This is a genomic window from Streptomyces sp. NPDC057137, from assembly GCF_042670825.1.
Taxonomy (GTDB): Bacteria; Actinomycetota; Actinomycetes; order Streptomycetales; family Streptomycetaceae; genus Streptomyces.
Window position 1 is genome coordinate 106,500 of sequence record NZ_JBHUUW010000003.1, and the last position, 11,578, is coordinate 118,077.

Below are 11,578 nucleotides of genomic sequence, written 5' to 3' on the forward strand. Positions count from 1 at the left end.
GCGGCGTACACCGTACTGAGGAGTCCGAAATGAAGACTGTGCTCATCTCCGGCGCCGGCGTCGCCGGCCTCACCCTCGCCCACTGGCTGCACCACTACGGCTTCGAGCCGACCGTCGTCGAGAAGGCCGCCGCCCCGCGGCCGGGCGGCCAGGCCGTCGACGTCCGGGGCGTCGCGCTCGACGTCGCGGACCGTACCGGCATCGGCTCGGCGATACGTACCGTCCGCACCCGCATGCGCGGCATGTCGCTGCTCGACCCCGACGGCAACGAGATCCACCGCTCCACCGAGGAGACCTTCAGCGGCGGCCGGCTCGACAACGACGACATCGAGCTGCTGCGCGAGGACCTGACCGACATCCTGTACGGGCGCACCCGCGCCGGCGTCGAGTTGGTCCACGGCGACTCCGTCACCGCCCTCACCGAGCGGACGAACGGCGTCCACGTCACCTTCGAGCGTGGCGCGCCGCGCGTCTTCGACCTGGTGATCGGCGCCGACGGTCTGCACTCCCGCGTGCGGGAGTTGGTCTTCGGCGAGGAGTCGTGGTTCCTCCACCACCTCGGCACCTATCTGGCGATCTTCGGCATGGAGAACTTCCTGGAGCTGACGGACTGGCAGGTCTGGCTCCAGGACGGCACGGCGGGCTACGGCATCTACCCGGTGCGCGCGAACACCGAGATCAGGGTGATGCTCGGCTTCGAGTCCGCCCCGCTGGGCCACGACCACCGCGACATCGAGCAGCAACGCCGGCTCACCGCCGACGCCTTCGCCGCACTCCGCTGGGAGACCCCGCGACTGCTCAAGGCGATGGCCGAGGCGCCCGACTTCTACTTCGACTCGATGGCCCATGTCCGCATGGGCAGTTGGTCCAAGGGCCGCGTCGCGCTGCTCGGCGACGCGGGCTACTGCGCGTCGCCGCTGTCGGGGCAGGGGACGAGCCTGGCCCTCGTGGGCGCGTACATCCTGGCGTACGAGCTGAGCCGGGCGGCGGAGGGGGCGCAGGGGCCCGCGGGCCGGCACGGCGCGGCCTTCGCCCGGTACGAGGAGCGGATGCGGCCCTTCGTCGAGATCAATCAGGCCATCGCACTGGAGAACCCCGGTGGACCGGCGTCCGAGGAGTCCGTCGACCGGGCGAAGAACGCGATCTCGCTGGACGACGCGTAGTGCCGGCCCCTGAGCGGGACCGGCACCGCACCTCACTTCACCGCACCGATCAGGACGTGCGGCGGCGCACCGCGACGGCGGCCCCTCCGGCCGCCAGCAGGGCGAGGGCGGCCCCTCCGGCGAGGAGTGTGCCGCCGCCGGTGCCGGTCTCGGCCAGCTCACCCAGCTGGGTGTCGGTGCCGCCCGTCGATCCCGTACCGCCATCCGTCCCGCCACTGGTTCCGCCGGCCGTGCCCCCGCTCGCGCCACCGGCCGTCCCGCCCGAAGTCGCCCCGCCGGCCGACTCGTTGACGACGATCTCGGCCGTGTTGTTGGTGCGGTCCTTGTCGAACGGCAGCGTCCCCCACCGGTTGTCGCCCTTGACGAACGCCACCTCGCCCGTGGCGTTCGCGACGACCTTGTCGATCCGCAGACCGAAGACGTACGCGCGCTCGCTGTCCTCGTCGGCGTAGTTGTACGGCGTCGTGCAGCGGTACGTCGCCGCCGCCTCGGCCGGCTCGCAGAACTCCGGGACCTTCGTGACCTTCGTCCCCTCCGGGATCCCGACGTCGAAGACACCGATCGGCCCGTAGACGTCGTTCTTCGCCCAGGCCGGGCCCTTGTTGGCGAAGGTGACCTTCGCGTCCACCGTCTGCCCCGCCGTGCCCTTCACCTTCGAACCGGTCAGGGCGAAGTCCGCCGTGTTCTCGGCGGTGATGTCGACGCCGAGTTCGCCGCCGTGGACGGTGCCGGGCGCCTCGGGCGCGGCCCGTGCGACGAGCTTCAGCACCGGGTCGGCGCCGCCGCCGTGCTGCGTGCCGTCCGGGAACGTGGGGATGCCCGCGAGGATGTTCACGTTGAGCCGCTCGTACAGCGCCCGGTCCAGGACGTTCAGGCCGATGGGCTCGGCGGGCTCGTAGACGACGCCGGGCTCCAGGATCTGCTCGATGTCGCACACCGCGTTCACCTGCGCCGGGCCCTCGTCCTGGGCGGGCGCCTCCTCGTACACGCAGTTGGAATACTTCTTGGCGTAGGCCAGCCCCTGCGAACCGCCGAGGTAGAGCACCACGCGCGTGGCGGGCGCGTCCCCCTTGTTCTTCACCGCGAACGACACCTGGGTCGAGTCCCCGGGCTGCACTCCCTCGATGGGCGTGGCCGGCTGCTCGAAGACCAACTCGGCTCCGGGCTCGGCCTGTTCGGCGGCGGCGGCGCCGACGGGAGCCGCCACCAGCGACCAGCCGACCGCCGCGGCGACGACCGCTCCCGCCGTGAGCCGCAGTGGTGTGTGTGCCTTTGACGCAGCTGTCATGTGCCCCTCCGAGGACCCGCGCACCGACCGAGTGGCGAACCGGGTGTGGAAGGGAAGACACGCGCAGGGAGCGAACGGTTGTACGGAAACTGTCCTCAGTCGTGCGGGGGGCGGCCGTCGAGCTGGTGGTCGGCCAGGTTCAGCGCCTCGTCGATCACCCGCCGCAGATGGCCGTCGCGGAGGCTGTAGACCACCCGGCGGCCCTCCTTGCGTGTGACGACCAGACCGGCGAGCCGGAGCTTGGCGAGGTGCTGGCTCACGGCGGGGCGGGCCGCGCCGCACACCTCCGTCAGCGTGGTCACGTCCGCCTCGCCGCCCGTCAGCGCGTGCAGCAGCACCAGCCGCGTGCGGTCGGCGAGGACGGCGAAGACCTCGGCGGCGAGGGTGAACTGCTCCTCGCCCGGGATGGGCGGGTGCGCATCATGCGCAGGTGATAGTTGCATGCGTGCGTTCATATGCACATAATGGCGAACGGGTTACGCCGCTGTCCACCCGGCTCCTTCACTTTCTGCCCGGCCCACTGCCCGCGCGTCGGAAGGTCATCCCCATGATCCACCCGCACGGACACTCCCACGCCCATGACGGCCCCGCCCCGGACCGCCACCCCCACGGTCACGCGCACCGTGGGAGCCCCGGCGGGCGCCTCGCCCGTTGGCGGCACACCGCCGGCCATCTCCTCGCGCCCCACTCCCACGAATCGGCCGACAAGACCGACCACGCCCTCGAATCGTCGGCGAAGGGCATGCGCGCCCTGTGGGTCTCACTGACCGTGCTCGGCGTGACGGCGCTCGCGCAGGTGGTGGTCGTGATCCTGTCCGGCTCGGTGGCGCTGCTGGGCGACACCGTCCACAACGCCGCCGACGCGCTCACCGCGCTCCCGCTCGCCGTCGCGTTCGTCCTGGGGCGGCGCGCGGCCACGCGCGGATTCACCTACGGGTACGGGCGGGCGGAGGACGTCGCCGGCATCGTCATCGTGCTGACCATCGCCGCCTCGGCCGTGTTCGCCGCGTGGACCGCCGTCGACCGGCTGCTCGACCCGCAGCGGATCAGCTATCTGCCGGCCGTCGCCGCCGCGGCCGTGGTCGGGTTCATCGGCAACGAGTGGGTCGCCCGCTACCGCATCCGCGTCGGCCGCGAGATCGGCTCGGCGGCCCTGATCGCCGACGGGCTGCACGCCCGTACCGACGGATTCACCTCGCTGGCCGTCCTGTTGGGCGCGGGCGGTGCCGCGATCGGCTGGCGGCTCGCCGACCCGATCGTCGGTCTGCTCATCACCACCGCGATCGTCTTCGTCCTGCGCGACGCCGCCCGCGAGGTGTTCCGCCGCGTCATGGACGCCGTCGACCCCGCACTCGTGGACGCGGCCGAGCTGGCGCTGCTGGAGATCCCCGGCGTGCGGGCGGTGGGGGAGTTGCGGCTGCGCTGGATCGGGCACCGGCTGCGCGCCGAGGTCGCGGTCGTGGTGGACGGCGAACTGACCGTGCGTCAGGCACATCACGTCGCGGTCGAGGCCGAACACGCCCTGCTGCACGCCGTACCGAAACTGACCGCCGTCCTGGTCCACGCCGACCCCGACGCCACCCCCGACGGGGCGGACCCGCACGCGGCACTGCACCACCACGCCCCTGCCCGGATCCGTACCGCCTGAGACTGGGCCCTTGTCGGTTACATGACACCATCACTAGCGTGTGCCGGGTTCCATCCCCCACAGGAGGAGACCGGCATGAAGGACCGAGCGAGACCCGCTTACCGACGTCGGATCACCGCCGCGCTGGCGCTGCTCGCCTGCGTGGGTGTGGCTGTCGCCACGCCACCGGCCGGGGCGGCCGACGGCCAGAAATCCACGCGCGTAGCGTCCTCGCCGACCTCGTGGTCGGCGGATCTGACGCGCATCACCTCCGACGACGTCAACGTCCGCTGGACACAAGGTGCGTTGAGCGTCCGAAGCACCACCTTCCGCCCCGCGTCGGCGGAGACCGGGCGGGGCTACGGCACCCAGGTGCTCGCCCCCGAAGAACTCGACGCCCCCGTCAACCGGGTCAGCGCCGAACTGGACGCCGACACCTCCTCGTCCGCCGACGCCGAGGTGGTTGTCGACGTACGCGGCCGCTCGGCGCAGGGCGGCTGGACCGAGTGGATTCCGGCGGACGGGAGCCCGGCGGTCCTGCCCAGGGCGGTCACCACCGTGCAGGCCCGGATCACCCTCTGGGACGCGGAGGGAGAGGCGCGCGTCCGGAGCCTGCGGCTGACGGCCGAGAAGGGCGCAGCGCCACGGACCTCGGCGGGCGCCACCGCCTTCAGCGCACGGGTCTTCGCCACCCGCGAGGGACTCGTCGGCGGTACGACCGCCAACGGCCACATCATCCAGCCGAACGACCACTTCGTCGCGCTGCCCTCGCGACGGGGCCTGTCGCCCAACGGCAGCGGCCAGTACTCCGTACAGGTCTGCGGTCCCGCCCGCTGCGAGACCGCGCCGGTCTGGGACGTGGGGCCGTGGAACACCAAGGACGACTACTGGAACCCGTCCCCGACCCGCGAGATGTTCAAGGACCTGCCCCAGGGCAAGCCCGAGGCGCAGGCCGCGTACGAGAACGGTTACAACGGCGGCAAGGACGGCTCCGGCCGTACCGTTCTCAACCCGGCCGGGATCGATCTCGCCGACGGCACGTTCTACAACGTCGGCCTGAACGACAACGGCTGGGTGACCGTCACCTATCTCTGGACCGGCGACCAGACGGGCAAGTCCTTCCCCACCTGGGGCACGGACGTCCGCATCCGTCAGCAGGCGACGACCGCGTCGGCCGAGGTGGCCCGCCTGCCCGGACCCACGACGGTCAACGTCAAGTGCCAGGTCCACGGCCAGCGGATCACCGTGGACGGCATCACCAACGACGGCTGGTCCTATCTGCCGGCCTTCGGCGGCTACATCTCCAACATCTTCATCGACGTGGTGGATGCGTGGCTGCCGGGCGTGCCCAACTGCTGACGGGCTGAACCGCCGAACCTTTCGAACCGCCGGGACCGGGCCCTGGTGCCCGGTCCCGGCGGGGTGTCAGGCGGTCGCGGTCGCCGGCCGCGCCTCGCGTACGGCCGGCGCCGCGAGCCGGCCGGTGCGGTGCAGCACACCGAGGGCCGCCGCACAGGCCATCCCGAGCGCGAACAGCGCGAACCACGGGAGCGCGGAGACACCGGCCTTCCGCGCCGCGTCGAGCGCCGCCCCGGTGAGCAGATTTCCGAGCGTGATGCCGATACCGCAGATGGTGTTGTACAGCCCGTAGTGCGTCGCGACGAGACGGTCACCGGAGAGCCGGACGATGGTGTCCATCTCGAAGGGGTACGCGATCATCGTCCCCAGCGCGAGCAGCAGCGCGGCGATAGCCGGTGGTACGGCCGCCAGCGCCCACCGGCCAACTCCGCTGTCCGGTACGGGAATCGCGGTGGCCACGAGCAGTGGCAGGAACGCCAGCCCCATGACGGCCAGCCCCCAGCTGAGCGCACGCCCCGGCTCCGTACGGGCCCGGCACCACGCGGTCACCCGCGTCTGGAACAGGATGGTGCCGAGCCCGGAGACGGCGAAGAGCAGCGCCACGGCGGCGGTGCCGAACTCCCCGTCGCCGCCCACCTGTCGTACCGCCAGCGGCAGTGCCAGATACACCTGGAAGGTCAGTACGTACGAGCCGATCATCGCGGCCGAGAAGAGCAGGAACGGCCGGTTGGCCAGCACCGAGCGCCATTGGACGAGCGTGCTCGTGCGCCGGCCCTCCCCGTCACGTACGTCCGTGTCGTCGGCCCGACGGGGCGGGAGCGCCCGGATCTGGACGATGCTCAGCAGTGCGAAGATCCCGGCCGAGACGAGGCACGTGACCCTGAAGTCGACGCCCGTCAGCACCATGCCCACCAGGGGGCCGAGCAGAATGCCCGCCTGGTAGAAGACGTTGAACAGCGCGAACGCCTCCACCCGGCGCTCCCCGGCGTCGGCCGCGAGATATGCCCGGACGGCCGGGTTGAACAGCGCCCCGGCGAAGCCGGTGGCAGCCGAGGCCGCGAGCAGCGCCGGCAGCGACTCCACCAGGCCGAGCGTCGCGAAGCCGGCCGTGCGCAGGACACACCCGGCGACGATGAGGGGCTTGTAACCGAACCGGTCGGCCAGCGTCCCGCCGACCAGGAACATCCCCTGCTGGCTGAAGTTCCTTACACCCAGCACGAATCCGACCAGCCAGCCCGCCAGCCCGAGGGTGCCGGAGAGATGGGCGGCGAGATACGGCATCAGCATGTAGAAGCCCAGATTGATGGTGAACTGATTGACCATCAGCAACTGGACGCCGCGCTCGTACGAGCGCACCTGCGTGATCACTCCCTTCACCGGACGTCCTCCTCAAGGGAGTTGGTGACGCCTTCGCCGTCGCTCAGGGTGAGCGGGTCGACGACCTCGGCGCACCGGGTCCAGCGGGTGACCTCCTTCTCGTCGAGCCGGCCGATCACCTCCGGTTCGGCCGCCGGGGCCGAGTCCAGCAGCCCGTACGCGGCGCAGTACTCGTCGTCGTACACCGTGCCGAGGTAGCGCTGGGGCCCGTCCGGGAAGACCGCGACGATCCGGGAGTCGGCGGACCCGGTGCGGGCCAGCCAGCCCGCCACCAGGGCGACGGCGCCGACGCTCCAGCCGCCGGTGGCGTAGTGCGACGTCGCGAGCCCCCGACAGGTCCACACCGCCTCGGACGGCGCGACCCAGTGCACCTCGTCGAAGTTCTCGTACGCGACGTTGCGCGGGTAGATGCTCGATCCCAGCCCGCGCATCAGCCGGGTCCTGGCCGGCTGTCCGAAGATCGTCGAGCCGATGGTGTCCACCCCGACCACGCGCAGCTCCGGGTAGAGCTGGCGCAGCACCCGCGAGATCCCGGCGGAGTGGCCGCCGGTGCCCACGCTGCACACCAGGGTGTCGATATGGCCGAGCTGGGAGGCGAGTTCGAGGGCGAGCGGGGTGTACGCGGCGGTGTTGTCGGGGTTGTTGTACTGGTCCGGGCACCAGGAACCGGGGTGCCGCTCCAGCAGTCGCGCCACCCGCTCGCGGCGCGCCTGCTGCCAGCCGCCGGTCGGGTGCGGCTCGGGGACGGTGTCGACCTCGGCGCCGTACGCCGTGAGCAGCCGGGTCATCGACGGTTCGAGCCCCGGGTCGGTGACGAGGGTGACCGGGTGGCTGTGGACCGTCCCGGCGAGGGCGAGCCCCAGTCCCAGGGTGCCGCTGGTCGACTCGATGATCCGGCCACCGGCCACCAACTCGCCCCGCGCACGGGCCCGTTCGACCATGTACAGGCCGGGCCGGTCCTTGATGCCGCCGGGATTGAAGCCTTCCAGCTTCGCCCAGAAGCCGCGCCCCGCCGGTGCGAAGGGCTCACCGACACGCAGCATCGGGGTGTTGCCGACCAGTTCGGAGAGACTGTGGGTGGCTCGGGGGGTGGCGGTCCGGAGCGGTCCGGTACGGAGGGAGAAGGGAGGGGAGAGGGGACGCGTCGGGACTGTGGGGGTCTGAGGGCGCATGGGTTCGCTTTCGTTCGCGTGAGTGCGCGATGTCGCGCTCGCGTGTGCCGGGAATCGCGGATGCGGGGAGATGCGGATGCGAGGAGATGCGGGGATACGCGGAAACTCGCCGAACAGGTCGCTCGGGCCGCACAGGTCGAATTCCTTTACGGACGGCGGAAAACAGCCGGACCGACCGTGTGCGTGACGCGTTCGAAAACGGGGGCGACCAATTCGGAAGGGCGTTCTACACCTGCAGAATTGCCGGGTCTCTCCATGTGGCGGACGCGGGAACGGCGTCGGCCGGTACCGCGAACGCGGGGGCGTGAATCTGCGTCAGTTCCGCGAAGCCGAGGGGCGTCGTGCCACGAGCGGGCAGGTCTGCGCGGTACGGAGGCTGACCGGAGGCACAGCTCTCCGATCCGTGCTCGGCCTCGTCCCCGTCGTGATGGGCGGGCGCGGCGTCGCGGCCGCCGAATTCCGTCGATTCCGCCGACGCCGTCACGGCGGCCAGGGGAGACGCGTGCGCCGCGGCGTTATGCCCATTGACGCCATGCGTATAGAGCAGCGCCAGCAGAAGTACGGCCAGCCACAACGCCCGCTCCGGGCCCGCCATTCGCAGGCGGGCCCGGAGCGGGCGTGAAAGGCGGAAGGCCGTGAGCATTCCGTAATCGTAGCGTCACGTTGTGTGTGGTGCGCGACCAACACCATCGCCGCGGGCCGTCTCGCGATCAGCGCGTGGATGCCTACCGGCCACCGGGCCGCGCGACCCGGCCGACGTTCCCGGCCGCGGCACCGGCCGCCCCATCCGGGCTCCGCGCTCAGCCGACCACGGCCAGGCCCCGCTCCGTCGCGTTCAGACGACGGCCGCCGGTCTCGGTGACCGTCACGATGTCCTCGATCCGTACGCCGAAGCGGCCCGGCAGATAGACGCCGGGCTCCACCGAGAAGCACATGCCCGGTACGAGCGGCAGCTCCTCGCCCTCGACCATGTACGGCGGCTCGTGGGTGGTGACGCCGATGCCGTGGCCGGTGCGGTGGATGAAGTACTCGCCGTACCCGGCGTCGGCGATCACCGCGCGGGCCACCCGGTCCACGTCCTGGCAGGCGATACCCGGCCGCACCGCCTCGCAGGCGGCCCGCTGCGCCGCGTGCACCAGTTCGTGGACGCGCCGCTCCTCCTCGGTGGGCTCGCCGACGTGCACGGTGCGGGAGGTGTCGGAGCCGTAACCCTGGCACAGACCGCCGAAGTCGAGCACGACCATGTCACCGGCCTCGATGACCCGTGTCCCGGCCTCGTGGTGGGGGTTGGCACCGTTGGGGCCGGAGCCGACGACGGTGAAGTCGACCTGGGAGTGGCCGAACGCGCGCAGCAGCTTGGCGAGGTCCGCGGCGACCTCCGTCTCCCGGCGGCCCGCGAAGGGCACCTTCTTGATCTCCTCGTACGCGGCGTCGGCCGCCGCGCCCGCCGCCGCGAGCCGTTCCACCTCGCGCGCGTCCTTCACCGCGCGCAGCATCGGGAGCGCGTTCGTCAACGGCGTGTAGGAGGTGCCGGGCAGGGCCTCCTGGAGACCGATGACGTGCAGGGCCCAGGTGTTGTCGCTGATGCCGTAGCGGCCGGTGGGGGCCAGCGCGGGCGCGGTCACGCCGTACGGGTCGACGCCGTCCGTCCAGTCGCGCAGCGTCAACGCGGGCGCGCCGACGGCCTTCTCCGCGTCCGGCGCCTCCAGCTTGGGCACGACCAGGACGGGGTCGGCGTCCGGGGTCAGCACCAGCAGAGTCAGCCGCTCGGTGTCGGCCGGCGGCTGATAGCCGGTCAGCCAGACCATGTCGGGGCCGGGCGCCACGAGAACGCCGGCCAGCCCGGCGCCGGTGGCGTCCCGCACCGCCCGGTCCATCCGGGCGCGGTAGTCGTCGGCGGTGAAGGGTGCCAGATGCGCCGGAGCCCCGGCGCCCGGGCGTGCGGTGGATGCGTCGCTGCCAGTCATACGCCCATCCTGCCGCCGCGGCCGGGCGCCCCGCGACCCTGTTCCCTACGACTTCGGCTGGGTGAAGCGGATGCTGTTGCCGAAGGGGTCGCGGAGGCCGCAGTCGATGCCGTACGGGCGGTCGGTGGGCTCCTCGGTGAACTCGACGCCGCGGGCCAGCAGCGTCTCGTACGTCTTGCGGCAGTCGTCCGTGCTGAAGATGAGCGAGCCGCCCGTCGCGCCCTTGGTCACCAGTTCGCGGACCTGCTGCGCCGTCTCCTCGGACATCGCCGGCGGGCCCGGCCTCTCCAGCAGGATCTGGCGGTCGGGGTGGCCGGGGACGTGGACGGTCAGCCAGCGCATGAAGCCCATGTCGATGTCGGCGCCGACCTCCAGACCGAGTGTGCCGACGTAGAAGTCGAGTGCCTTGTCCTGGTCGAGGACGTAGATCTGTGAGTGTGTGATCGCGTTGAACATGTTCTTCACGTTACGGCGCGGACCGGACGAAAACTTGTCCAGAACTGCTCAGTCGATGGTCGACGGTGGACGGGCGTCAGGCGCTCGGGCGCGTCCACGCCATCGTGAAGCACGTCGGTACGCTCATGGCCGCGGGTGCCGCTGAGTCGCGTTCCTCGCGTGCCCTGCGTTCCTTGCGGTACGTCCTGGGTGGCCGGCCGACGATCTCGTGGAAGGTACGGCTGAAGGTCGCCGGGCTGCCGAAGCCGACCTCGTAGCAGATGTCCGTCACAGCGCGGTCGGTCTCCCGCAGCAGGAACATCGCGCGCTCGACCCGCCTGCGCTGCAGATAGCGGTGCGGCGTCTCGCCGAACGTGGCCCGGAACGTCCGCGTGAAGTGCGCCTGCGACACATGCGCGATCCGCGCCAGCGCGGGGACGTCCAGCGGCTGCGCGTAATCACGGTCCATCGCGTCCCGTACGCGGAGCATGCGGCGATTGGTCTCTTCCACGGCGCGGCCCACGGCACCATCACACCACGGCACCATCACACCACGGCACCGTCACGCCACGGGACCGCCGGGGGCGTCCGTCGGCTGTGTGTGCAGCCGGGCCCAGAACGTTGTCGAGCTTCCCCCCTCGTAACCGTGCGCCTGGGAGAGCGCGGCGACGATGGACAGACCGCGGCCGGACTCACCGGACTCGCCGAAGTGATCCGGGTCCGGGTCCGGGTCGGGGCCCCTCGTCGGGTAGGGGACGCGGCCGTGGTCGCTGACACTGATCGTCAGGGCGCCCTGGCCCCGGTGGAGCGCGATGTGAACCGGACTTCGACCGTGGCGGATCGCGTTGGTCACCAGTTCGCACACCACGAGCACGGCGTCGTCGACCGTGGCACGTGGCAGCCGCCACCGCTGCAGCACACCGGCAGCCTTCCTGCGGGCATGAGCGGCCTGCGTGAGATCGGTGTCAGGCAGGCACCAGACGTGCCGGTCCGCGGCGGGAAGCAGGCCGTGGGCGGTGGACTGGACGGCAAGAATCTCCATGGTCCTCTCCTGGGGGCGAAACTCTCCAGATCCCACAGAAACGCCTGCCGCCACTTCGCGGAAGGGTCCGCGAGTGACCGGACACTCCGGTGTCCGGTCCTTCGGCGCGCCGCCACGGCTACGGGGAGAGAGGATGGAAAGCGCGAAT

Annotated in this window: 12 protein-coding genes; 3 read left to right on the forward strand and 9 right to left on the reverse strand. The window is 71.4% G+C overall.

The features are described 5' to 3' along the window. The first annotated feature begins 29 nt into the window (after window positions 1-29). Entirely contained in the window at window positions 30-1,163 is a 1,134-nt protein-coding gene (locus ACFT9I_RS04410; protein ID WP_382560521.1) for an FAD-dependent monooxygenase, read from the forward strand. A 49-nt stretch (window positions 1,164-1,212) separates the two neighbouring features. Here the strand turns inward: ACFT9I_RS04410 and ACFT9I_RS04415 are convergent, their stop codons facing one another. Together ACFT9I_RS04415 and ACFT9I_RS04420 are read right to left on the reverse strand one after the other, a co-directional pair. Beyond that, complete coding sequence (locus ACFT9I_RS04415; protein WP_382560524.1) at window positions 1,213-2,451, reverse strand: peptidase; 1,239 nt, start codon at window positions 2,449-2,451, stop codon at window positions 1,213-1,215. Window positions 2,452-2,546: 95 nt separating this feature from the next. After that, complete coding sequence (locus ACFT9I_RS04420; protein ID WP_382560527.1) at window positions 2,547-2,906, reverse strand: ArsR/SmtB family transcription factor; 360 nt, start codon at window positions 2,904-2,906, stop codon at window positions 2,547-2,549. A 92-nt stretch (window positions 2,907-2,998) separates the two neighbouring features. On the opposite strand from ACFT9I_RS04420, the gene ACFT9I_RS04425 reads away from it, so the two are divergent. Beyond that, complete coding sequence (locus ACFT9I_RS04425; RefSeq protein ID WP_382560529.1) at window positions 2,999-4,099, forward strand: cation diffusion facilitator family transporter; 1,101 nt, start codon at window positions 2,999-3,001, stop codon at window positions 4,097-4,099. A 75-nt stretch (window positions 4,100-4,174) separates the two neighbouring features. Further along, window positions 4,175-5,437, forward strand: coding sequence for a hypothetical protein (locus ACFT9I_RS04430; RefSeq protein ID WP_382560532.1), 1,263 nt, complete (start codon window positions 4,175-4,177; stop codon window positions 5,435-5,437). A gap of 66 nt (window positions 5,438-5,503) precedes the next feature. Here ACFT9I_RS04430 and ACFT9I_RS04435 read toward each other — a convergent pair whose 3' ends face one another. The 7 genes from ACFT9I_RS04435 to ACFT9I_RS04465 all read right to left on the reverse strand — a co-directional run bounded on the left by ACFT9I_RS04435 (window position 5,504) and on the right by ACFT9I_RS04465 (window position 11,430). After that, window positions 5,504-6,814: an MFS transporter gene (locus tag ACFT9I_RS04435; RefSeq protein ID WP_382560534.1), complete on the reverse strand. Its 1,311-nt coding sequence runs from the start codon at window positions 6,812-6,814 to the stop codon at window positions 5,504-5,506. Continuing rightward, the gene (locus tag ACFT9I_RS04440) at window positions 6,811-7,986 is read right to left on the reverse strand and encodes a PLP-dependent cysteine synthase family protein (protein ID WP_382560537.1); all 1,176 of its coding nucleotides are present in this window, start codon (window positions 7,984-7,986) and stop codon (window positions 6,811-6,813) included. Before ACFT9I_RS04440 ends, ACFT9I_RS04435 begins: the two co-directional genes overlap by 4 nt. A gap of 226 nt (window positions 7,987-8,212) precedes the next feature. Further along, window positions 8,213-8,629 carry a hypothetical protein gene (locus tag ACFT9I_RS04445; protein ID WP_382560539.1) on the reverse strand — a complete coding sequence of 139 codons (417 nt, stop codon included), beginning with the start codon at window positions 8,627-8,629 and terminating at the stop codon, window positions 8,213-8,215. 157 nt (window positions 8,630-8,786) lie between these two features. Continuing rightward, a complete protein-coding gene (locus ACFT9I_RS04450) occupies window positions 8,787-9,953 on the reverse strand; it encodes an aminopeptidase P family protein (RefSeq protein WP_382560542.1) in 1,167 nt (388 codons plus the stop codon). Between the two features lie 45 nt (window positions 9,954-9,998). Continuing rightward, window positions 9,999-10,409, reverse strand: a complete 411-nt coding sequence (locus tag ACFT9I_RS04455; RefSeq protein WP_382560545.1) for a VOC family protein — start codon at window positions 10,407-10,409, stop codon at window positions 9,999-10,001. A gap of 76 nt (window positions 10,410-10,485) precedes the next feature. After that, window positions 10,486-10,911 carry a helix-turn-helix domain-containing protein gene (locus tag ACFT9I_RS04460; RefSeq protein ID WP_382560547.1) on the reverse strand — a complete coding sequence of 142 codons (426 nt, stop codon included), beginning with the start codon at window positions 10,909-10,911 and terminating at the stop codon, window positions 10,486-10,488. Between the two features lie 39 nt (window positions 10,912-10,950). After that, complete coding sequence (locus ACFT9I_RS04465; protein ID WP_382560549.1) at window positions 10,951-11,430, reverse strand: ATP-binding protein; 480 nt, start codon at window positions 11,428-11,430, stop codon at window positions 10,951-10,953. Window positions 11,431-11,578 lie beyond the last annotated feature (148 nt).

Coding starts and splice junctions, on each gene's coding strand:
- ACFT9I_RS04440 (WP_382560537.1), bottom strand. CDS start 7,986: ATGCGCCCTCAGACCCCCACAGTCCCGACGCGTCCCCTCTCCCCTCCC.
- ACFT9I_RS04455 (WP_382560545.1), bottom strand. CDS start 10,409: ATGTTCAACGCGATCACACACTCACAGATCTACGTCCTCGACCAGGAC.
- ACFT9I_RS04465 (WP_382560549.1), bottom strand. CDS start 11,430: ATGGAGATTCTTGCCGTCCAGTCCACCGCCCACGGCCTGCTTCCCGCC.
- ACFT9I_RS04410 (WP_382560521.1), top strand. CDS start 30: ATGAAGACTGTGCTCATCTCCGGCGCCGGCGTCGCCGGCCTCACCCTC.
- ACFT9I_RS04430 (WP_382560532.1), top strand. CDS start 4,175: ATGAAGGACCGAGCGAGACCCGCTTACCGACGTCGGATCACCGCCGCG.
- ACFT9I_RS04420 (WP_382560527.1), bottom strand. CDS start 2,906: ATGAACGCACGCATGCAACTATCACCTGCGCATGATGCGCACCCGCCC.
- ACFT9I_RS04425 (WP_382560529.1), top strand. CDS start 2,999: ATGATCCACCCGCACGGACACTCCCACGCCCATGACGGCCCCGCCCCG.
- ACFT9I_RS04450 (WP_382560542.1), bottom strand. CDS start 9,953: ATGACTGGCAGCGACGCATCCACCGCACGCCCGGGCGCCGGGGCTCCG.
- ACFT9I_RS04445 (WP_382560539.1), bottom strand. CDS start 8,629: ATGCTCACGGCCTTCCGCCTTTCACGCCCGCTCCGGGCCCGCCTGCGA.
- ACFT9I_RS04415 (WP_382560524.1), bottom strand. CDS start 2,451: ATGACAGCTGCGTCAAAGGCACACACACCACTGCGGCTCACGGCGGGA.